The 20,987-nt window shown below is 32.7% G+C and carries 22 protein-coding genes; 20 read left to right on the top strand and 2 right to left on the bottom strand.

Translation table 11 applies throughout. From position 1 onward, the window contains the following. Positions 1 to 90 precede the first annotated feature (90 nt). Positions 91 to 1,293, top strand: coding sequence for a PDDEXK-like family protein (locus FNB79_RS15410; RefSeq protein WP_143382207.1), 1,203 nt, complete (start codon positions 91 to 93; stop codon positions 1,291 to 1,293). Positions 1,294 to 1,415: 122 nt separating this feature from the next. On the opposite strand, the gene FNB79_RS15405 is transcribed toward FNB79_RS15410, so the two are convergent. After that, positions 1,416 to 2,807 carry an RtcB family protein gene (locus tag FNB79_RS15405; RefSeq protein ID WP_143382652.1) on the bottom strand — a complete coding sequence of 464 codons (1,392 nt, stop codon included), beginning with the start codon at positions 2,805 to 2,807 and terminating at the stop codon, positions 1,416 to 1,418. 163 nt (positions 2,808 to 2,970) lie between these two features. On the opposite strand from FNB79_RS15405, the gene FNB79_RS15400 reads away from it, so the two are divergent. After that, positions 2,971 to 3,984, top strand: coding sequence for a helix-turn-helix transcriptional regulator (locus FNB79_RS15400; RefSeq protein ID WP_143382206.1), 1,014 nt, complete (start codon positions 2,971 to 2,973; stop codon positions 3,982 to 3,984). A 486-nt stretch (positions 3,985 to 4,470) separates the two neighbouring features. Here FNB79_RS15400 and FNB79_RS15395 read toward each other — a convergent pair whose 3' ends face one another. After that, positions 4,471 to 4,656 carry a hypothetical protein gene (locus FNB79_RS15395; RefSeq protein ID WP_143382205.1) on the bottom strand — a complete coding sequence of 62 codons (186 nt, stop codon included), beginning with the start codon at positions 4,654 to 4,656 and terminating at the stop codon, positions 4,471 to 4,473. A gap of 83 nt (positions 4,657 to 4,739) precedes the next feature. Between FNB79_RS15395 and FNB79_RS17290 the strand changes: the two genes are divergently transcribed. From FNB79_RS17290 to FNB79_RS15305, 18 genes are all read left to right on the top strand, one after another. Beyond that, positions 4,740 to 4,886 (top strand): hypothetical protein, encoded by a 147-nt coding sequence (locus FNB79_RS17290; protein WP_185967790.1) that lies wholly within the window; start codon positions 4,740 to 4,742, stop codon positions 4,884 to 4,886. Between the two features lie 10 nt (positions 4,887 to 4,896). Beyond that, entirely contained in the window at positions 4,897 to 5,244 is a 348-nt protein-coding gene (locus FNB79_RS15390) for a single-stranded DNA-binding protein (RefSeq protein WP_143382204.1), read from the top strand. 75 nt (positions 5,245 to 5,319) lie between these two features. After that, a complete protein-coding gene (locus tag FNB79_RS15385; protein ID WP_143382203.1) occupies positions 5,320 to 5,700 on the top strand; it encodes a DUF6876 family protein in 381 nt (126 codons plus the stop codon). Between the two features lie 444 nt (positions 5,701 to 6,144). Continuing rightward, on the top strand, positions 6,145 to 6,525 hold the full coding sequence (locus FNB79_RS15380; RefSeq protein ID WP_143382202.1) for a BfmA/BtgA family mobilization protein: 381 nt from the start codon (positions 6,145 to 6,147) through the stop codon (positions 6,523 to 6,525). Between the two features lie 11 nt (positions 6,526 to 6,536). After that, positions 6,537 to 7,568 carry a MobB family relaxase gene (gene mobB / locus FNB79_RS15375; protein ID WP_143382201.1) on the top strand — a complete coding sequence of 344 codons (1,032 nt, stop codon included), beginning with the start codon at positions 6,537 to 6,539 and terminating at the stop codon, positions 7,566 to 7,568. A 10-nt stretch (positions 7,569 to 7,578) separates the two neighbouring features. Then, positions 7,579 to 9,162 carry a type IV secretory system conjugative DNA transfer family protein gene (locus FNB79_RS15370; protein WP_143382200.1) on the top strand — a complete coding sequence of 528 codons (1,584 nt, stop codon included), beginning with the start codon at positions 7,579 to 7,581 and terminating at the stop codon, positions 9,160 to 9,162. 201 nt (positions 9,163 to 9,363) lie between these two features. Continuing rightward, positions 9,364 to 10,266: a prolyl aminopeptidase gene (gene pip / locus FNB79_RS15365; RefSeq protein WP_143382199.1), complete on the top strand. Its 903-nt coding sequence runs from the start codon at positions 9,364 to 9,366 to the stop codon at positions 10,264 to 10,266. 407 nt (positions 10,267 to 10,673) lie between these two features. Next, positions 10,674 to 11,177 carry an O-methyltransferase gene (locus FNB79_RS15355; protein WP_246073289.1) on the top strand — a complete coding sequence of 168 codons (504 nt, stop codon included), beginning with the start codon at positions 10,674 to 10,676 and terminating at the stop codon, positions 11,175 to 11,177. Between the two features lie 66 nt (positions 11,178 to 11,243). Further along, positions 11,244 to 12,470, top strand: coding sequence for an alpha/beta hydrolase-fold protein (locus FNB79_RS15350; RefSeq protein WP_143382197.1), 1,227 nt, complete (start codon positions 11,244 to 11,246; stop codon positions 12,468 to 12,470). 169 nt (positions 12,471 to 12,639) lie between these two features. Beyond that, a complete protein-coding gene (locus FNB79_RS15345; protein WP_143382196.1) occupies positions 12,640 to 13,086 on the top strand; it encodes a LexA family protein in 447 nt (148 codons plus the stop codon). Then, positions 13,086 to 14,345, top strand: coding sequence for a Y-family DNA polymerase (locus FNB79_RS15340; protein WP_143382195.1), 1,260 nt, complete (start codon positions 13,086 to 13,088; stop codon positions 14,343 to 14,345). The genes FNB79_RS15345 and FNB79_RS15340 overlap by 1 nt, the downstream gene beginning before the upstream one ends. 132 nt (positions 14,346 to 14,477) lie before the next feature. Next, positions 14,478 to 15,314, top strand: a complete 837-nt coding sequence (blaOXA, locus tag FNB79_RS15335) for a class D beta-lactamase (protein WP_143382194.1) — start codon at positions 14,478 to 14,480, stop codon at positions 15,312 to 15,314. A 576-nt stretch (positions 15,315 to 15,890) separates the two neighbouring features. Continuing rightward, positions 15,891 to 16,457, top strand: a complete 567-nt coding sequence (locus FNB79_RS15330) for a restriction endonuclease subunit S (protein WP_143382193.1) — start codon at positions 15,891 to 15,893, stop codon at positions 16,455 to 16,457. 5 nt (positions 16,458 to 16,462) lie between these two features. Then, positions 16,463 to 17,947: a type I restriction-modification system subunit M gene (locus tag FNB79_RS15325; protein ID WP_143382192.1), complete on the top strand. Its 1,485-nt coding sequence runs from the start codon at positions 16,463 to 16,465 to the stop codon at positions 17,945 to 17,947. Positions 17,948 to 17,949: 2 nt separating this feature from the next. Further along, complete coding sequence (locus FNB79_RS15320; protein WP_143382191.1) at positions 17,950 to 18,363, top strand: hypothetical protein; 414 nt, start codon at positions 17,950 to 17,952, stop codon at positions 18,361 to 18,363. Beyond that, on the top strand, positions 18,356 to 19,588 hold the full coding sequence (locus FNB79_RS15315; RefSeq protein ID WP_143382190.1) for a restriction endonuclease subunit S: 1,233 nt from the start codon (positions 18,356 to 18,358) through the stop codon (positions 19,586 to 19,588). The genes FNB79_RS15320 and FNB79_RS15315 overlap by 8 nt, the downstream gene beginning before the upstream one ends. A gap of 35 nt (positions 19,589 to 19,623) precedes the next feature. After that, entirely contained in the window at positions 19,624 to 20,355 is a 732-nt protein-coding gene (locus FNB79_RS15310; protein WP_143382189.1) for a DUF3800 domain-containing protein, read from the top strand. Between the two features lie 2 nt (positions 20,356 to 20,357). Further along, on the top strand, positions 20,358 to 20,873 hold the full coding sequence (locus FNB79_RS15305) for a hypothetical protein (RefSeq protein WP_143382188.1): 516 nt from the start codon (positions 20,358 to 20,360) through the stop codon (positions 20,871 to 20,873). Positions 20,874 to 20,987: the final 114 nt, after the last annotated feature.

Genomic DNA, 20,987 nt, shown 5'->3' with positions numbered 1-20,987 from the left:
ATAAGTAAAATAGAATAATTTGGCTTTTTATATGAAAAGGTCTTAATTTATAAAAAAATTAAACTGCTATTTTAAACATAGTAAAAATTTATGGAGAAAATCACGAATATTTTAAATCAGACAAATAAAATAATCAAACATAATGAGGAATTAGCTATTGCAAAGGGAGAATTATTTAATATATATAATATTTTAAATCTCAAAACCGATGAAGTAAGAACTCATTCGGCTTTTATAGGAGAACTTCTTAATCCTAATGGGACGCATCTAATGAAAGAGTCGTTTCTAAAGGCTTTTTTAAAAGTTTTACCTAAAGAGATATATAGCGATTTTAATTGTTATAGTGCCACTCTAAAAATCGAACATTATATCGATTTGGTTGATAATTTAAAAGATATTGGCTGTAGATTAGGAGGACGAATAGATATTTATTTATCGGATGCAGCTGGTAATTCAATTTCAATTGAAAATAAAATAGATGCAGGAGATCAACTAGGTCAAATAGAACGGTATTGTAATTATAATAAGCCGAAAAACAAGGTGCTATATTTATCTAAATATGGAGATGAACCAAGTGAAGAAAGTGTAGGTAATCTAATTGCTGGAGAAGATTATCACATTATTGCTTACAATAATGAAATTTTAAATTGGCTGGAAGATTGCCAAGCCATTGCGTCAGATCAGCCTATTCTTAGGGAAAGCATTAAACAATATAAAATACTAATTCAACAAATCACTAATACTTTGGGAAATAAATTAGAAAATGAGTTAAATGATGTTATCATTAAAAATCTTGAGGAAGCTGCTCATATAGCCAATAATTACAATAAACTAATTAACAAATTAAAAAAAAGATTCAGAGATCAATTAGCGGTCAACCTTAAAAATAAATTAAACAATTATAAAATAGCTAATAAAAGAAAGGTAGACCAAAAATCGGCAGCTTTAATGTTATGTGAAAATGATTTTCATTCGGAGCGTCTTTGTTTCGGAATTGAAGGTTTTAGTGGGATTGGACATAGAGATGGGGTATTGTTTGTGGGGATTTATGATAAAAATGAAGTATTAAATTTAGATACAGATTTTAATAAACTAACTGGATGTTGGCCTCATATTACAGAACTTACTTTTGATGAAAAGAAGATTTATTTATCAGATTTTAAATTTCTTCAATCTCTAAATGACGAAGAAAAATTAAACGAAATTGTTGAAAATGTATCTTCTCAGGTTACAACCTTTATTGAAGCAAATGAGGTTTTATTACAAGGTATTATTAGATCAAGTGTAAATTAATTATTAGAAAAGTAAATTAATAGGTGGTTTATTTTTGTACTTTATGAGATGGTTCAAAGAAATCTGATTTATTCATATTAAAAGATCAAACCGTAGATTTAAATCTAAATCTACGGTTACCTCTAATTTTTTCTATTTCGCTTTTTACGCCATGGTGCATTTTTTTTCCAATCACCAGCCATTATACAGCCATAGGGATGGATTTCATCAAGAACCTGACCTAAACCAAATGTTTCAATCTGAGCCCTCACAGTAGCGGCAGATTTATAAGCACTAGGGAGTTCAGAAATATCTATTTCATTGGAGTAAAACCTTATATCTAATCCCGCTGTTTCTTGTTTGAAAATTTCTTCATTTGTTAAATGAGCTAAATTTCTTTTATGTTGACTTCTACTCATGTTACGACCAGCCCCATGTGGAGCAAAACCTAAATTCGTATCTGTAGTTTTTCCTTCAACTAGTAAAATAGGTTCAGCCATATTTAAAGGTATTAGCCTAGGGCCGGTAATATCTGGTAAGTATTTCGGATCCAAAGGTGTTGCTCCTTTGGCATGGTAAAATATATCCTCATCTTTAAAAACAAAATTGTGTTCATTCCAAAACCTGTTCTCCACAGTTTTATTTACAAGTTTGGCTGTGGCATCATGTATGGTTTCGTGATTTAACTTTGTCCACTTTCTAATTATTTGTAAGGCTTCCCAATAATCTTTTCCTTCACTAGTGTCGTAGGGTATCCAAGCATTTTCGGGCAAGGTCTCTGGTGAAAGTTGAACTCTAAATTTGTTAGCGACCATTAAACCTTTTTTATAGAGGATGGCACCAGGTCCTCTAGAACCATGGTGTGTGATAAGCATAGTATGACCGGTTTGTTTTGAAATACCCACAAACAAAAAATGATTACCATCCCCCTGGGTGCCTAAATGTTCTTGGGCAATAGATAAACTCTTTTGAGAGTTAAGAAATGGATTGGCTTCAAACGCAGCTTTTAAATCGGAAGGAAGTTTAAACTGTTTTCCACGTTCCCGTCCTCCGGGACCAAAATGTGTAAAGGCATGAGCGGCATCTAGAAGGGATAAAGGATTGGTTGTTCCAAAATCACTTAACATAACTGAACAACAAATATCAGCACTATGCATACCTGGGTGGATGGCGTTCTTTGTGGCTACAATACCACCTACTGGAATCGTTCCCAATGGTCCAGACGGACAAGCATCCGGCATAACCGACCCATTGATCACGGTTGGAGTACGCATAACGGCGTTCATAGTTGCAAGGACTTTTTCCTTATTATCTTCTTCGATTAAGTTTTCGGCTATTATATTTTTAGAATAAGGTGTTGGATGATCTAATAACCTTAGTGGAGCGGGGAGTTTAAATTTGGTTAAATACGCTTCTAAATCCCTATCGCTTAATTCGTGTTTGTTAATATACTCAAGAGCTTCTTTGTACCAAGTACCTGGTGGATAACCAAGAGCTTTAAGGTCTTTTCCTGTAATTAAATCTGTGTTTTCCATAATAACTTCGTTTTCATTAAGCACCGTTATGTCTTCTGCATAGCGGAGCGCTTTTTTATAGTGTATAACTAGCATTGTTAAATATTGACAAATTTGATGAATAACTGCGCAATTATTTTGCGTAGTTGTTGATTTTGTTTATTTTTCTTGAAATAAATTAGTAATGGCTCAAAATAAAAATGCCTTAATTCGATACAAAACGATAAATAAGTGTCTTCAAAATAACTTTAAGGCATGGACGCTGGACGGTTTAATAGACGCTTGTTCTCAAGCGTTGTATGAGTATGAAGGACGAACAGTAAATGTCAGTAAACGTACTGTTCAATTGGATATTCAATTAATGAGAAGTGATAAATTGGGATATAATGCGCCCATTGAAGTCTATGAAAAGAAGTTTTATCGCTATTCCGATCCAAATTTTTCTATTACAAATATTCCAATTTCAGAAACAGATATGAAAGTGCTTTCTGAAACCATTGCCATACTGAAACAGTTTCAAGATTTTTCGTTGTTTGGTGAATTGAAAGGGCTGTTCAATAAATTGGAGGATAAAATTTATACTGAAAAAACGAATAAGTTTTCAATCATTCATCTAGATAAAAATGAAGATTTAAAAGGATTGGAGTTTCTAGATGAAATTTATCAGGCTGTTTTAAAGGAAGTAGTATTACTGATAAGTTATAAGCCATTTAAATCGAAGCATCCCAGTATCATAGTATTGCATCCTTATTTTTTGAAAGAATTTAATAACCGGTGGTTTGTTGTCGGTAAACCGCATGCCGAAGATCGATTACTTACCTTAGCTTTAGATCGTATTGTGGCCATCGATTATAATTTCAATCTTAAATACCAACCCAATGATATAAACCCAGATGATTATTATAAGAACACCATTGGTGTCACCGTTTTAGACCATCACAACCTGAAGCATGTCCGTTTAAAAATAGATAGGAAAAATGCGCCTTATGTTTTAACCAAACCTTTCCATAATTCCCAAACGGTCTTAAGTGAAAATCCAGATGGCAGTGTGGTTATAGAATTATTTGTGCATATAAATTTTGAGTTGGAACGTCTCATTTTAGGATTTGGTGAAGCTGTAGAAGTGTTGTCGCCAAAACAACTCCGGCGCAACATTTTTAAAAAATTAAACTCAGCTCTTAGTCATTATAATAATTAATGGGTTTGTAAAATTTTAGTTTAATAGAAACGGATGATAAAAATTCTCATGTTAGATAAAAGTTAGGTTTTTTATAATTTACCTTATGGATCTAACCACCCTCAGCCCATTTCCATTACATGCCGCCAAAAGCTTCATTTCGGGAAAAGCGCTTCATTAAAAAGTCTTGAACACAACGTTAATCGTTCCGGTTTTCATTTCACTTGTTTGCAAATCCCGAGGAAAAACGGGCAGCAATCTAACTCCATTCCACCTGCACGATTAACGTTACGTTCGCTTAGCATCCTGCTTAAGAAAGATTATTCGTTTTCAGAAGCCGGTAAGCACATTTCCACTTCATTCCACGAAAAAGTTACATTTCGGAAAAAGAGCTTACCTAAACAAGTCTTGAACCCAATCCCCAATTTTAGCTTTCCATTACGTTTCTCTTCCCGCTACGCCAGGAAGAACACTTCATTACAGAGCGAAAACCGTGAATAGCGTTCGCTAAAACTGAACTTCTTTATGGATTTGGTACCGCTTCCAATGTATTTGTACCTCATAAGAGACTTTAGACTTACACCCAGACCCCTCACTATTACTTCCCTTTTTTTGGATAGCAAAATACCAACATTTTGAAGTTGAACAGACTGCATAACCACTACGCTGCGCTTCACTTTTATAAGTCCTCATCAATTCAAAATATTTAAACCGTATAAGCAACAAAAAAAGGTAACAGTGAGGGCACTATATGAAGTAAATCTAAAATGAATCTTATGAAATCAGACAAAAACATACAAAAGGAAGCGGCACCAAAACAAACAAAAAAGGAAAACGCTCAGGATATAATAAGTAAATCATTTAAAAAAAATATACACACAAGCTATCTGAATGGTTCGGATGGTAATTCAATTAATCTTTAAATCTTTTATTATGAGTAGTATCAAAAATCACGTACAGTTAATTGGGAACATTGGACAAGACCCAACAATTACCAATCTTGAAAACGGTAAAAAAGTAGCCCGATTTTCATTTGCCACGAATGAGCATTTTAAAAATGCTAAAGGCGAAAAGCAAACTGAAACTTCTTGGCACTCTATAGTTGCTTGGGGAAGTACAGCAGAAATCATTGAAAAATTCACCTCAAAAGGTAAGGAAGTTGGTATCACTGGAAAGCTTAAAACTAGAAGTTATACTTCTAAAGAGGGGCAAACACATTACATCACTGAGGTGGTTGCAGATGAGATTCTATTATTGGGTTCTAAGCCTGATAACGCCTAAACATAATTATCAAAAAGAGGGAAGGCGATAACTACGTTTTACCCTCTTTATTTTTTAATCTTAATACATAAAATTATGAATACTCAAGGAATAAATTTAGAAGCTAGCTTAAATCAATTTACAGGATCGATGAGATGCTATAAAATGACTTTATCAGATTCAGTTATTACAGAAGGGATTAAATATTTAGCTGAAAATGGGAGGTGTTTTTGGTTAATTAGCGATGCCTCAATAGTTGCAAAAAACTTAATGGATAAAAGCCATTTTATAACTATTGATTTTAAACGGTTGTGTGAGGCTGAACAGAAACGACAAGGTTACGAAGCGCATATAGTTTACAGTGATGGAAATGATAATATTCTAGAAACCCAAACCTATAGAGTAACGGATTTTCCACTTCAAAAAATACGATTGTATTTTGTAAATAATACGCTTATGTTACCCAGTGAATATTAAAAATTAAGGTAATAATTATTATAAATTATTGAGATCACCTCTAAAATTTTAGAGGTGTTTTTCTGTGTAATTAATTTTCATTTCATAAAAATAGTGTATCTTTAAAATGCTGAATTTCAGAACTAAATTCAGTATATGGTTGTCACATTTCTACTTTTGCCGAGAACCGTTTTTATCAGAATTATTAACATATTGGAAATTTATTTTTCTAAAAGGGCAATTGGCTTTTTAAGCAAATTGTAAGGAATTTTGTTCGCCTCGGGCGAACGAAAAGGAGTAGCAAGAGGGTAACACGCGGAGCGATGTTATGGACTCCTTTTCTGTTTTAAAACACTGAAATTCAGTTGTTTAAAAATGTTGTAATTTCTTGACTCTCAGCAATTTGCGACAAATGGCTTTGAAACGCCCAGTTTTAGGGAAGAATTTGCGACAAATCGGCGAATTATGAACTCATTTATTGGTATTAGATTCAAAAAGGAAACAGCTAAACGTTTTCAAGAATTTTCAAGAACACATTTTAAATCGCATACAGAGGCGATGTCTTCTATGCTTGATTTTTTCTTCTATAATGAGATCTCACCAAAAGAAACATTTGGACCTACAGGACGAACCATCGAAGCTTCTCTGAAGAAACGTATTAATGCAGTAATCGCCATTATGAAGGATATGGAAAAGACACAAACCAAACCCACAGTAGCGATGATGGAGTTGCTATTTCAAAACGAGGATCTTTCTCAGAATCCATCACATTCAGGGACTAATTTTAAACAAGAAAAGAAGGAAGTACGTTTTAAAGAAAAGCTTAATGTAAACAATAAACTTTAAAACTTGAAGCTATGTATATAACTATTTCACCTCAGAAATTAGGAGGCACGTATTCACAAAGTTCTGCAGATTTTGTGGGCTATTTAGAGAAAGAAAATCAAGGCCTGGAGCAAGAAGATTTGGAACATTTTTTTAATCAGTATGGAGATGAAATTTCAGCCGAAGAAGTAATAAAAGATATTGATGGGAATGGCGCCAAACTTAAAAAAACTGAACCGAAATTTTATTCCATTACAGTTAGTCCTTCAAAATATGAATTAAAAAAAATAGAGCAAAGTTCAGTCGATTTAAAAACATATACCAGGGAGATCATGAAAGATTATGTGGGATCTTTTAATCGTGAAATCAATGGAAAACCGATAACAATTAACGATATAAAATACTATGCTAAAATTGAACATCAAAGAACATTTAAAGGTACAGATAAAGCGGTAAAAGAAAATCAACTCTATGCATCAAAAATACTAGATCTTAAAACTAAGATTCGAAACATAGAGGAAGGGCGGTTAAAAGGAAATATCCCCAAATTGAAATCTGAAATTTTAAAATTAGAACTAGAAGCCCCACATCAATTAGATGGAAAACGTATCGTTCAAGGAATGGCAAAAGGCGGAGATCAAACGCATATTCATATTATCGTGAGTCGAAAGGATGCCTCAAATACATTTAGTCTTTCACCAGGAAGTAAATATAAAGCATCAGAAACTGAGATGCATGGTAAAACGGTAAAACGTGGTTTTGATAGGGATGGATTCTTTAAAAACGCGGAAAGACGATTTGATACATTATATGGCTATCAGCGGAATTTTGCAGAAACCTATACTGCTAGAAATAATTTTAAAAAGCATCCGAAATTGTATTTTACGGCGCTTATGAAATTACCTACTAATGAAAAAGCAATAGCCTTAAAAATAATGAGAGCTGGTGATATTCCTATGCTACCAAGTATTCCAGTTACGCCAAATAAATTGGCCATAAAACTAATTAATAAACTACGGAAAGGGGTAGAGGTCGCTATAAAATCAAGCTCTATCGGAATTTAAAATTAAAAAGATGCTGCAGGAAAATGAAAACATATGGGTATTGGTATCAATTTTAGTTTGTGCACTTTTTTATGCCATGTATCGGTTCAATAGGTATGCGTTTATAATCAATTTGTTGATGTTAGGTGCTTATGTATTTGCATTAAGTTCAACAATGCATTTGGTTTTTATAACGCAGTATATTATTTGTCCGCTTATATTAATTAATGTTGTAATGTATGTGTTTTTGCATAACACAGAACAGCCAACGAATCAAAATATAAGGTATCAAATCAACTTTGAAACGACAAAAGGGGATTTTAAACTAGACAACATAAAACGTGGTGCTTCGGTAATAGGATCTGCAGGAAGTGGTAAGACTGAAAGTGTGGTGTATGGCATTTTAAAAAACTTTAGTCAGGCAAAATTTTGTGGTATTATCCATGATTACAAAGATTTTGAACTTACAGAAATGGCTTATCCACTTTTTAAGGACAGCGGTATACCGTTTAAAATCATTTCTTTTGATAAAATTGTACATCGTGTAAATCCAATAGCACCGCGATATTTGGAAAACGAAGAAAGCGTAAACGAAATTTCAAGAGTTTTAATTGAAAATTTATTGGAGCAACGCGAATCTGGAGCTTCGGGAACCACAAAGTTTTTTAATGATGCTGCAGAAGGCTTGATTGGAGGTTTGATTTGGAAGTTAAAAACCAACTATCCAAAATACTGTACACTACCGCATTTAATTGCGATCTACCAGCATATTGATACGGACAGTCTTATTGCATTTTTAGAATCGAATACCACATCTAGAGCGATGGCCGATGCATTTATAAGTGGAAAGGATTCTGAGCGCCAAACAGCTGGTGTAAAAAGTACCTTAGCTAATGCACTGAAACGGATAAGTACCCAACGTATTTTTATGGCCCTATCTGCAGATGAAGTCCCTCTAAATATTAATAGTTCAGAAAATCCCTGTGTAATTTCGGTGGTGAATAACCCTAAGTTTGAAACCTCATATTCTCCAGTAATAGCTGCCATTGTGCATACCATTACCAAGCAAATGAGTGTACGGAATTCAGAACCTTCTTTTTTGTTGATGGAAGAAGCACCAACCATCCGATTATTAAATATGCACCGCATTCCTGCGACTTTAAGAAGTTATAATATCTCAACTATTTATGTAATGCAAGACAAGATCCAGAACGATATGATGTATGGCGATAAGGCTAGCAAAGCGATTTTGAGTAATCTGTCGTATCAATTTTTTGGAAAAGTAAATGATCCCGACACGGCTAAATATTACGAACGTTTTTTTGAAATTATTAAGGACTCAACCAAAAGTATAAGTCGTGGTCATAATCTAGATTTTGACACACGAGTAACTACAGGAGAAAAGGAAATTCCTAAAATAAGAGCCGATGTATTTTTTAGATTAAAACAGGGTGAGTTTATAACCTATGCAGACGGTAAGGATAAAAAAGTACAGTTCACATTACAGCGGATTAAAAGGGAATTACCCCAGAATATTAGGGTGTTTTCAGATGAAGAAATAGCTCAGAATTTTGAACGTATTTATGAGGATATTCGGTGTTTGTTTCATGGGTAATTATAAGGACTAATAATAAAAATTAAATAAGAAATATGCTTGTTTAAGGATAACCGTAACCTTGATTTAATAGAAAGTAATATATTTAATGATTAAACTAACGGTTATCCTTTGCTTATTTTTAATATACGAATATTTAATATTGATAAAAGGAGTTACCACACATTAGATGAAAATCCCGAATAAAAGAAAATCCTCTGAATGAATTATTTTAAAGTTAGTCAAACTCACAAAATATATTATGAAGTTTGTGGAAATCAAGGTGCTGAACCGATTTTGTTTGTTCACGGAGGACCTGGATCAGGATTTTCTGAACACGATAAAAGATTTTTCAATTTTGACAAACAAAAAGTTGTATTTTTTGACCAAAGAGGAGCCTCAAAAAGTATCCCTTTTGGTTCAATTATAGAGAATACAACTCAAGACTTAGTGAATGACATTAATAAGCTTTTGGATTATTTGGAAATAGATAATGTCATTCTGTTTGGCGGTTCTTGGGGAACAACTCTTGGGCTTGTTTATGCAATTCAAAACCCAAATAGAATAAAAGGATTATTACTTCGAGGAATATATTTAGGAAATAAAGAATCCAATGAACACTACTTAAATGGTGGAGTAAAAAAAGAATTTCCAAAAATATGGGAAAGATTTAGTAAAAACGTACCCAAAGAAAGTCAACTCTCAATCCCAAAATATTTCTTGGAAAAAATGACTAACAGTTCGCCTACAGAAAAAAAACACTTTTCTTACGAATGGGCGTTTTATGAAATATCTATTTTTAAAAAAAATATCACAAAGAGAGAAGTTGAGGGGATTTTAGAACAGATTCCTTATGAATCTCTATCTATAATGGAAGCACACTACTTAAGCAATGTTTGCTTTTTAGAAGAAAATTATATTCTAAAAAATTTAGAAAAAATAAATCATATTCCAATCAAAATTGTTCACGGAAAAGAAGATGCAATTTGTCCATTAAAGTTTGCCATTGAATTAAATTCCAAACTAAAGAATAGTGAATTATTTATATTAAACGGAGGACATTCTGATTCTGAACCTGAAATTGAAAAAAAAATAATTGAAATACTGAATAATAACGTGTGGTAACACCGTATAAAAATAATTGATTATTTAAAAACAACCTTTATTGCTACAATAAAATATTCAATTTCGGATTTTAGAGAAAAGTGGTTAAAAAAAGTAACATTGTTAGGCGAAAGCGTGAAATAACTACTGCCAAAACAATGTATTTAAAACATAGCATAAAAACGACGAGTATAAACAGTATTAGTGAATGAAATTTGATACAATAAAGTGGTGTCATAAAAAATAACAACAAAAATTCCTTATTTTTACTAAGTATACAAAATCTAGTTTTAATTTAATGATTTGAAATTAATACTCGGAAATGTCAAGGGCTGATAAAAAATAAAATTATGAATGATTTAAATAATTTAGATAAACCTCAAATTCATTCCGAGATAGAAAATAAATCTAAAGAAATCGGATTTACAATGCCTTCTGACCTTTATATCGGAACTTTATTGAGAACATTGATAACCTCTAAACCTAACGCAAATTTATTGGAATTAGGTACTGGTATTGGGTTATCTCTCTCTTGGATGATAGACGGAATGGACTCTGAATCTAGATTAATTAGCGTTGACAACGACCCGCAACTGATTGAGATAGCCAAAAGTTATTTCGGGCAAGATAAAAGAGTGGAAATAGTATGTGCAGACGGAACGGAGTGGATTAAAAATTACAATAAAGAAAAGTTTGATTTAATTTTTGCAGATGCTTGGCCAGGGAAATATTGCGAAGTTGATGAAACACTTGAATTAATAAAAGTTGGTGGAATATATATTATTGATGATATGTTAGTTCAACCAAATTGGCCAGTAGGACATCAAAAAAGCGTTGATAAACTAATTGTGTATTTAGAAAATAGAAAAGATTTCAATCTTACTAAAATGAATTGGTCTACAGGAATTATAATAGCAATTAGAAAGTACTAAGTACAATAATATTTATTCGCAAATAATACAATACAGGTGTAATTAATTGAAAAAGACCTACAAAATATGAAGTACAATTTATTTATCGGCTTAATTTTAATCAGTTTATCATCTTATGCTCAAAACCCTATTACTATAGGGTATACTTCCACGATACATTCTCAAATACTTAACGAAGATAGATTATTGGAAATCTATCTTCCTGAGAATTATGAGACCTCAAATAAAACTTACCCTGTAATGTATTTACTGGATAGCTTTTTAAATTTTAGGCATGCCGCAGCTTCTGCTGAATTTTTACATTTTGACCAGTGTATTCCTGAAATAATTATTGTGGGTATACGCAATACCCACCGTAATCGTGACCTTACTCCCGAGTCTTCAAATCTCGACCCAAAAGAACGAGAACGATTAGGTAGTGTCGGTGGAGCTGATAATTTTATAGGCTTTATTGAAAAAGAATTAATGCCCTTTATAGAAAATAACTATAGAACCGCGCCGTATAAGATAATTTCGGGACATTCATTAGGAGGAGTTTTTAATGTATATTCCTTTTTAAAACATCCTGAGTTATTTAATGCTTATATTACCATAAGCCCAAGTTTATGGTATCCAATTGATGATATTTCTAAAGGATTTGACTTTATATTTCCCAACCCGACCAAAATGAACCAAACTTTTTATATGACGCTTGCCAATGAAATTAGTGGTAATATGCGTGGTAATGTTTTTAAATTAAGTGGAGACTTCGAAAACTACATTAATACCCATAAAGATACAGAACTCCGATTTAAATTTAACCCCATGCCCGAAGAATCTCATCTCTCTGTAGGTTTACCTTCTGTATTCTTTGGTTTACGATTTATATTTGAGCCTACCCAATTCGAAAGGTTCAAAACCAGAGCAGCGATTATGGCTCAGGGTGGTCCTGAAAAAGCTGTTGAAAACATTATTGCTTACTTTAAAAAGGCTTCCGAAACTTATGGATTTGAAATTTCTAATGAAAGTGCCTTAAGAGATTTGGGCTATGATTTAATAAAAATTGAAGACCTAAAACTCTCCGCCGTAGATGTCTTTAAAGCTAACCTAGAACAGCATCCTGATTCTTATGGTGCTTATTCCACCTTAGGTATGGCTTATGAAAAACTTGGCGAATTACAAAAAGCAAAGGAAAATTATAAAATAGCCTTAAATATAGTTAAGGAAACTAATAATTTTGAATTGGAGAATTACAAAACCCAAGTAGATGAAATAGAAAAGAAAATAAAAGCACAAGCCAACAACAAAAATTAAAATAAAACTTATTACAACAAAATAGTGTGGTTAAAAATATTACCTATTTTAAATTAAATTAAAGCCTTTGTCCTCATATGAATTTTCTTTTGTAGACTTACCTAAAAATTAATTCCTAAACTTATTAATATTGCTACATTTTTAAATGCTTATTGTTTAATTTTGTAGCATGCAAGTTAGAAAATTATATCAAACAAAACCACTTACGTTTTTTATACCCGAATACAATTCGGCTATAGAACTACCATTTGTAAATGGTATTAGTGCAGGATTTCCATCACCTGCAGACGACTTTCTAGATATTAATATCGATCTCAATAAACATCTTATTAAAAATCCGAGTACGACGTTTTACGCCAAGGTCAACGGACATTCTATGAAAAACGTAGGCATTCACGATGGCGATTTATTAATTGTCGACAAAAGCCTGGAGCCTAAAGACAATAAGATAGCAGTCTGTTTTATCGATGGTGAATTCACAGTAAAACGGATTAAAATAGAAAAGGATTGTGTTTGGCTGATTGCCGAAAACGATGACTATAAGCCTATACGTGTTACATCTGATAACGATTTTATCATTTGGGGTATTGTTATTAACGTGATAAAATATTTCTAATGTTTGCCCTGGTCGATTGTAACAATTTCTACGCCTCTTGCGAACGCGTATTTAACCCAGCTCTAAATGGTAAGCCTATAGCGGTATTATCAAATAACGATGGTTGTGTCATTGCACGATCTAACGAAGCTAAAGCTTTGGGAATCCCAATGGGTGCGCCAGCATTTGAGTACAAAAACCTATTTATAAAACATAATATTCACGTCTTTTCATCTAACTATGCCTTGTATGGAGATATGAGTAGTCGAGTCATGAATTTACTTGCTAACTTCTCACCAGATATCGAAATCTATAGTATAGATGAAGCATTTCTAAAGTTTGATGGGTTTCAATATTTCAACCTTCAGGAAATAGGAGAGGCCATGAGAAAGCAAGTTATTAAAGGTACGGGTATCCCTATAAGTATCGGTTTTGCTCCAACAAAAGCTTTAACTAAAGTCGCTAATAAAATAGCTAAGAAGTTCACAGAACGTACTAAAGGTGTCTATATTATAGATACAGAAGAAAAGCGCATAAAAGCACTTAAATGGACCGCTATAGAAGATGTTTGGGGTGTGGGTAGAAAACATGCCAAACGCTTACGAGCATTAAACATAAATAACGCTTATCAATTTACACTGCAGTCAGACGACTGGGTACGTAAACATATGTCAGTTATCGGACTAAGGTTAAAACACGACTTAGAAGGAAAACCCACACTAGATTTAGAAACTCCAAGCAAAAAAAAATCTATAGCCACCACTCGATCATTCGAAGGTATGATTACAGACTATGCAGCTCTTCAAGAGCGTGTGGCAACATTTGCTGTGTCTTGTGCCGAAAAATTACGTCATCAGAACTCCCATGCTAATGCAGTCATGGTGTTTCTACACACTAACGGATTTCGTAAAGACCTGCCACAATATTACCGCAATATAATTATCAAAACAGAAACGCCTACCAATTCAAGCTTCGACCTAATAAAAGTAGCTTACAAAGCGCTTGATTGTATTTATAAAAAAGGCCTACACTACAAAAAGGCGGGAGTAATTGTTATGAATCTAACGCCAGAAAATCAAAAACAATTTAGTCTATTCTCAAATGAGAATCCAAAGCACCAACCCTTAATGGTTATAGTCGACAGGTTAAATATGTCTTACGGAAACAATAAAGTAAAGTTTGGGGCTCAGTCGCTCGGCCGCCAATGGAAGATGAAACAAGAACGCTTATCTCCAAGGTATTCTACACATATCAATGATATTATTCAGGTAAAGCTGTAGATTATAGTTGTGTTACGGAAAACCGTACTTTTAGCTTAAGGGCACTTTTAATGTTTAGTAATTAAAATAATTGTGGTTTTTAATTATAGTTGAAATTTGATTAATATAGGGGGCAACCAATCACTAAAAAAGATGAGAATAATAACAATATTAATTTTAATGCTATTTATTTCTTGTAAAGACAATAAAAGCACCATCAGTATAGAGAACGAGCAATTGGGAAATAAGAATATATTGATACCTGAATTTCAGTCAATCATAGATTCTTCTAATGTTGTAGGCTCAATATTAATTTATGATTTAGACAAAGATCTATATTATTCTAATGATTTTGAGTGGTCAAACAAGAGTAATTTACCAGCTTCTACCTTTAAAATTGCAAACTCCATAATAGGACTTGAAACAGGAGTTATTGAAAGTGATACTGCTATTTTTAAATGGGATGGGGAAAAGAAGTGGTTGAAAGAATGGGAACAAGATTTACTGTTGAAAGATGCCTTTCAGTATTCTTGCGTTCCCTGTTATCAGGAAGTTGCTAGAAAAATAGGGGTAAAAAGAATGAATGAATACGTTCAAAAATTAAACTATGGTGACTTAAAAATTGATTCAGTTAATATCGACAATTTCTGGTTAAAGGGAGAGTCACGAATTAGTCAAATGCAACAAATTGACTTTTTGAAGAGGTTTTATAATTCTGAACTACCGATTTCTGAAAGAACTGAAAAAAATGTAAAGAAAATTATGGTCATGGAAGAAACAGATCAATATAAACTTAGTGGAAAAACGGGTTTGTCAACCGACGAGGGAAAATATAATGGTTGGTTTGTTGGGTATTTAGAATTAAAAAATAAGACTTATTTGTTTGCAACAAATTTTGAGCCTAAAAAAGCATTTGATTTGGATGCATTCATAAAGAAAAGGATAGATTTAACACGCTTAGCTTTTCAAAATTTGAATATCCTAAAATAAATGCATCTAACACATGCCATAGGCAATAATAAAATAAAGTTGTGCTCTCAATCCCTCGGCCGCCAGGGGAAAATGAAAAAAAGAACGCTTATTGCCAAGATACTCTACGCATATCAATGATATTATTGGGGTAAAGATTTAGTTTATTTAATTTAAAATATTTTCTATTTTACGGGAAGCCGTATTCTTGTCTTAACAGAAAGTAATATATTTAGGGTTGATAATAGGAATTGTTACACATTAAACCCGAACTTTAAATGAAAAAAAGTCCATTTAAATTTTAAATTCAGATTTAGGTAATTCTACGGCCAACAATCTTAATTTAGACATATAAATGACTTCATTTTACGGTTTTCATCTTTTATTACTTAAATTCAAATCAATACATTTAGTAACCATTATATTAATACAAGTAATACGTTTAAAAACATTGGTTTATAAGTAATACAGAATATTTATGATGTAATTCGAAATGTTCTACAAAATAAAAAATATTTAAAAATTAAATTCGAAACGCTCTACAATGAATATTTTACATATATTTGTCATGTAATAAAAATATAAAATGAGTGTTTTATGATTCACAAACTTGGAGATATAGCAGAGATACAATTTGGTTTGTATGAAAAACCTTTAGCGGAAGGAGAGGTTAAATATTTGCATGCTGGTCACTTTAATAACCTTCATAAGCCTGCTAAATTTGAAGAGAGTTTTGTGAAGCTTAATGGTAAAAATAATAAGTTTTTATTACAACCCAACGACGTAATTTTAGCAGGTAAAGGGCACCGTACTTTTGCATGGGCTTATAGCCTAGATTTTGGTCAGGCCATTCCCTCTTCTCTCTTTTATATTATTAGAACACAATCTTCAGTAGTTCTCGGGGAATACTTAGCGCAATACCTAAATACAGAAAAAATTCAATATAACCTCAAGCTTATTGGTGCGGGGGGTACAATTACCTCTATACCTAAAAAAGAACTTGAAGAAATTAAAGTGCATATTCCTGCTTTAAAAGAACAGAAAAAGATAGTCGATTTTATAGAACTGTTAGATGAAGATTTAAGGTTGACACAAGAATTGTTAGAGAAAAGAACGGCTCTGAAAAAAGGATTGATAAATAAAATAATGAGTGAAAATATATAGATGTCATGAAAAAGTTAACACAACAAGAAATAAATAATCAGGTTTGGAAAGCCTGTGATACCTTTAGAGGCACCATAGATGCTACACAATATAAAGACTATATACTAACCATGCTCTTTATAAAATACATCTCCGATGTTAATAAAGAAAAAAGAGCCGATTATATAAACAAGTATAATGGAGACGAGGAACGTGTAGATCGTGCTATGAAGCATGAGCGTTTTAAAGTGCCTGTAGATAGTGCCTTCGACCATCTTTACGAAAATAGAAATGCCGATAATTTAGGAGAACTCATCAATATTGCACTAGAAAATATTGAAGATGCTAACAGGACCAAATTAGAAAAAGTGTTTCGTAATATAGATTATAATTCCGAACCTAATTTGGGGCAAACTAAAGACCGTAATAGAAGGTTAAAGCATTTGTTAACAGATTTTGAGGTGTTAGATTTAAGACCTTCTAACCTTGAAGGTAATGACATTATTGGCGATAGTTACGAATATCTTATAGCTAACTTCGCTTCAGATGCAGGTAAAAAAGCGGGAGAGTTCTACACGCCTTCACAAGTGTCTACCTTGTTAGCTAAACTGGTAGAACCTAAAGAGGGAGATCGGGTATGCGACCCTACATGTGGGTCTGGTTCATTATTGCTAAAAGTAGCAGATGAAATCGGTACTAAAAATGTAGCACTTAATGGGCAAGAAGTAAACGGAAGTACTTGGGCATTATCACGTATGAATATGTTCTTGCACGAAATGGACAATGCACATATAGAATGGGGAGATACCTTAAACAATCCATTATTAAAAGAAAACGATGCCTTAATGAAGTTTGATGTCGTGGTTGCTAATCCGCCATTCTCATTAGATAAATGGGGAGCAGATGATGCCAGTGCAGACCGTTATAACCGTTTCCATAGAGGTGTTCCACCTAAAAGTAAAGGCGATTATGCATTTATAACGCATATGATTGAGACGCTTAACGAACACGGTAAAGCAGGTGTTGTCTTGCCACACGGTGTGTTATTTAGAGGTAGTTCCGAAGGTAAAATACGTAAACAACTTATAGAAGAAAACCTTTTAAAAGCAGTAATAGGTCTGCCTGCTAACTTGTTTTTTGGAACAGGTATACCTGCAACTATTTTAGTATTCGATAAAAACAAAGGAGACAATACCGAGGTATTATTTATTGATGCCAGTAACGAGTATGAGAACGCTAAAAACCAGAATAGATTAAGCGAAGCCAATATCGATAAAATAGTAACCACTTATAAAAACTGGGAAACTATAGATAAGTATAGCTATGTAGCTAAACTTGAAGAAATAATAGAAAACGATTACAATCTAAATATCCCAAGGTATGTAGATACGTTTGAAGAAGAAGAACCAGTAGATATTAAAGCCACACAAAAAGAAATAAAAGAGATAAAGCAACAAATAGAAGTGGTAGAACAAAAATTAGAACAGCATTTACAAGCATTAGGATTTTAATTATGGAAACACTACAAAACTACTTTCTAAATAAAGACAAACAGATTAAAGATATTGTACTTTCTTTTGCTAGCCATAAAGATATTCAAGTAAAATTTAAGGGGTATTATATTGAGGATAATGACAAGGTAGGGGCTTTTCCTGCACAACCATTTTACCAATCCTATATAGATTATAGAGAACAAAACCCATACTTGAAAATTGACCATATTCGATACTTTTTTCAGTTAAGCAAAGGAGAAAATACACATATGCTAACGGTACATTTGAATTCTAAAGATGTATTTGATGTGAGCTTTTCAATAGATGAATTAGCTGAAGGATTTGAAGACAATACTCCACAAATTGATTTTAAAGAATCAGATTTTAGACAACTAATGAATCTTATAAACCAAAAGTTTGATTATTATGACTGAAAATAACACAAAAAGAACCGACACTTCCGAAAAGAAGAATGGTTTTAAAAAGACTAAGATTGGTTGGGTTCCTGAAGATTGGGAGGTTAATAATTTACAAGCAGTTGCTGATGTAAGTATGGGGCAATCTCCAGATTCTAAATCCTATAATTCTATAGGAGAAGGCGTTTATTTAATACAAGGTAATGCTGATATTAAAGATAGACGGTCAAATCCAAGATTATGGACATCAAGACCTACTAAAAAATGTATGGTAAATGATATTTTAATGTCAGTAAGGGCACCTGTAGGTACCATTTCAAAATCTTATCATAATGCATGTATTGGTAGAGGAATGTGCTCTATTCAAAGTACCGGTATTAATGGTGAGTTTTTATATCAATATTTATTGTCGTACGAAGAGTCTTGGAAGTCGGTAGAACAAGGTAGTACTTTCACTGCTGTAAACGGAAAGGATGTTAGAACTTTAAAAATCCCTATTCCATCCCTCCCAGAACAACAAAAAATAGCTTCCATCTTATCCGATTGGGATGAAGCCATAGAAAACACCCAATCCCTTATTAAAAAGTTAAAACTGCGTAAAAAAGGGCTAATGCAACAGCTTTTAACAGGTAAAACTCGTTTGGCAGGGTTTAGTGAGGAGTGGAAAGAAAAGGAATTAGGTCATTATATTAAATCTACTCTTAGGCCAATAAATAAACCAGAACAAGAGTTTTTGGCTTTGGGGTTAAGAAGTCATGGTAAAGGAATATTTCATAAGCCAAATTTTAACCCTAACTCTATTGCAATGGAAACTTTATATGAAGTCAAAGAAAATGATTTAGTAGTAAATATAACTTTTGCATGGGAGCAAGCAATAGCAATAGCAAATAAGGAAGATGAAGGTGGCTTAGTATCTCATAGGTTCCCAACATTTACATTTAAAGAAGGAGTTTCTGATGCTGTGTTCTTTCGTTATTATGTTTTACAACCAAGATTTAAGTATTTACTTAATGTAATATCACCTGGAGGAGCCGGTAGGAATAGAGTTATGAGTAAAAAAGATTTTCCTAGAATAATGGTTAAAATACCTTCTTACAAGGAGCAAAAAGCTATAAGTGGCATTCTAAATTTGATTGACTCTGAAATAGAACAAAATGAAGATTTCCTTAAACAATTAAAGTCTCAAAAGAAGGGCTTGATGCAACAGTTGCTAACGGGTAAAATTAGAGTTAAAATAGATTAGGATAGCGTGCTAAAGGGGCAGTAAATAAATTATAAATGAATAACGCATATAAATACAATATCTACATCGATGAAAGTTGTCATTTAGAAAACGACAGTCAGCCATTAATGTGTATTGGTTATACTAAAGTAGCTTCAGAAAATTATACAACATATAAAGAAGCAATTAAGACTATTAAATTAAACCACAAGTCTCCAACCGAGATAAAATGGAATAAACTGTCTTATTCTAGAATAGAATTATATAAAGAATTAATCGATTTTTTCTTTGAAAGCGACATCCAGTTTAGAGCCATTTTAGTAAAAAATAAAAGTCAGTTAGACCATTCAAAATATAATAAAGGAGACCATAACTCTTTTTACTACACTTTAGTGTTTTTGCTGTTAAGAAATCCATGGGTAAATTACCTAGAAACACCTCACAAAGTGGTTCTAGATATTAAAGATACTAGAGGTAAAGAGCGTTTAAATAAATTAGAAACAAGACTTAAGGTAGAATATAAAGAAAAATATAATAGAGATTCACCATTTAACTTCTTTCAGCATATACGGTCAGACGAGAATGTGTTTTTACAACTATCAGATTTTTTTATAGGTGCCATTACATATAAGGCTAGAAAACTTCATAAAAAAGAAGGTGGCTCTAAAGTAAAAAAAGAGATAGTAAACTATTTAGAAGAGAAGTCCGGTTATGCTATTCACGATGGTACTCCGCCGTTTGAAGAAAAATTCAACATTTTCGATTTTCAAATTCAAACTCAAAAATAAGTATGACAGATTTTTTTGAAGAAGAACACGAGCTCGACTTAATTGAAGATTTATTTGATTATTTAGATATAGACCAGCCTACTTCAGAGCAAATGTATGCATTATACGGTGTGTTTAAAAAAGATATGATAGACGAACCTATTTTTATAAACAATGTGCAAGTAGCCTACGATAAACGAAAATCACGACATCCATTATTCAGAAATAAACCAGTTGGTTTTGAACACATATGTACAAGAGAAAGTAAGCATTCAGGGAAAAGAAATTTTGATAACCAGAGAGCTAATAAAATACACTGGATTAAACCTGTTGTTTTATTTAAAGAGAATGCAAGGGTGCGCTATTTCGAACGCTTACATGCCAATGGTAAAAACCAACAGCATTATTGGTTACATGAAAAAGATTATATAGTAATAATAAGAGAAATTACAAATGCATTGCAGTTAGTAACAGCATTTAAGGTAGATGCTGTAGAGCGTAGAAGATTTCAAAATTGGTACAATGCGTACTCAAATTAAGGTAAAAAAAAACCTCACTTCGTAAGTGAGGTACGTACCTTAAGGCAATACGAACGATGCAACAAGTGCTAAGCCAGGTCCTTTACCCTTTGGGTATTGACCCTGCAAAATTAA

Source organism: Formosa sediminum, assembly GCF_007197735.1.
GTDB classification, from domain to species: domain Bacteria; phylum Bacteroidota; class Bacteroidia; order Flavobacteriales; family Flavobacteriaceae; genus Formosa; species Formosa sediminum.
Note: the sequence above shows the minus strand (reverse complement) of the source record. Positions and strands in the feature narration are given on the sequence as shown.

Bases quoted from the DNA above. Each gene is read 5' to 3' on its own strand.
- FNB79_RS15405 (WP_143382652.1), bottom strand. From the start codon at position 2,807: ATGGAAAACACAGATTTAATTACAGGAAAAGACCTTAAAGCTCTTGGT.
- FNB79_RS15350 (WP_143382197.1), top strand. From the start codon at position 11,244: ATGAAGTACAATTTATTTATCGGCTTAATTTTAATCAGTTTATCATCT.
- FNB79_RS15390 (WP_143382204.1), top strand. From the start codon at position 4,897: ATGAGTAGTATCAAAAATCACGTACAGTTAATTGGGAACATTGGACAA.
- FNB79_RS15310 (WP_143382189.1), top strand. From the start codon at position 19,624: ATGAATAACGCATATAAATACAATATCTACATCGATGAAAGTTGTCAT.
- FNB79_RS15315 (WP_143382190.1), top strand. From the start codon at position 18,356: ATGACTGAAAATAACACAAAAAGAACCGACACTTCCGAAAAGAAGAAT.
- FNB79_RS15325 (WP_143382192.1), top strand. From the start codon at position 16,463: ATGAAAAAGTTAACACAACAAGAAATAAATAATCAGGTTTGGAAAGCC.
- FNB79_RS15400 (WP_143382206.1), top strand. From the start codon at position 2,971: ATGGCTCAAAATAAAAATGCCTTAATTCGATACAAAACGATAAATAAG.
- FNB79_RS15320 (WP_143382191.1), top strand. From the start codon at position 17,950: ATGGAAACACTACAAAACTACTTTCTAAATAAAGACAAACAGATTAAA.
- FNB79_RS15345 (WP_143382196.1), top strand. From the start codon at position 12,640: ATGCAAGTTAGAAAATTATATCAAACAAAACCACTTACGTTTTTTATA.
- FNB79_RS15305 (WP_143382188.1), top strand. From the start codon at position 20,358: ATGACAGATTTTTTTGAAGAAGAACACGAGCTCGACTTAATTGAAGAT.
- FNB79_RS15340 (WP_143382195.1), top strand. From the start codon at position 13,086: ATGTTTGCCCTGGTCGATTGTAACAATTTCTACGCCTCTTGCGAACGC.
- blaOXA (WP_143382194.1), top strand. From the start codon at position 14,478: ATGAGAATAATAACAATATTAATTTTAATGCTATTTATTTCTTGTAAA.
- FNB79_RS15395 (WP_143382205.1), bottom strand. From the start codon at position 4,656: ATGAGGACTTATAAAAGTGAAGCGCAGCGTAGTGGTTATGCAGTCTGT.
- FNB79_RS15355 (WP_246073289.1), top strand. From the start codon at position 10,674: ATGCCTTCTGACCTTTATATCGGAACTTTATTGAGAACATTGATAACC.
- FNB79_RS15330 (WP_143382193.1), top strand. From the start codon at position 15,891: ATGATTCACAAACTTGGAGATATAGCAGAGATACAATTTGGTTTGTAT.
- pip (WP_143382199.1), top strand. From the start codon at position 9,364: ATGAATTATTTTAAAGTTAGTCAAACTCACAAAATATATTATGAAGTT.
- FNB79_RS15370 (WP_143382200.1), top strand. From the start codon at position 7,579: ATGCTGCAGGAAAATGAAAACATATGGGTATTGGTATCAATTTTAGTT.
- FNB79_RS15385 (WP_143382203.1), top strand. From the start codon at position 5,320: ATGAATACTCAAGGAATAAATTTAGAAGCTAGCTTAAATCAATTTACA.
- FNB79_RS15380 (WP_143382202.1), top strand. From the start codon at position 6,145: ATGAACTCATTTATTGGTATTAGATTCAAAAAGGAAACAGCTAAACGT.
- FNB79_RS15410 (WP_143382207.1), top strand. From the start codon at position 91: ATGGAGAAAATCACGAATATTTTAAATCAGACAAATAAAATAATCAAA.
- mobB (WP_143382201.1), top strand. From the start codon at position 6,537: ATGTATATAACTATTTCACCTCAGAAATTAGGAGGCACGTATTCACAA.
- FNB79_RS17290 (WP_185967790.1), top strand. From the start codon at position 4,740: ATGAAATCAGACAAAAACATACAAAAGGAAGCGGCACCAAAACAAACA.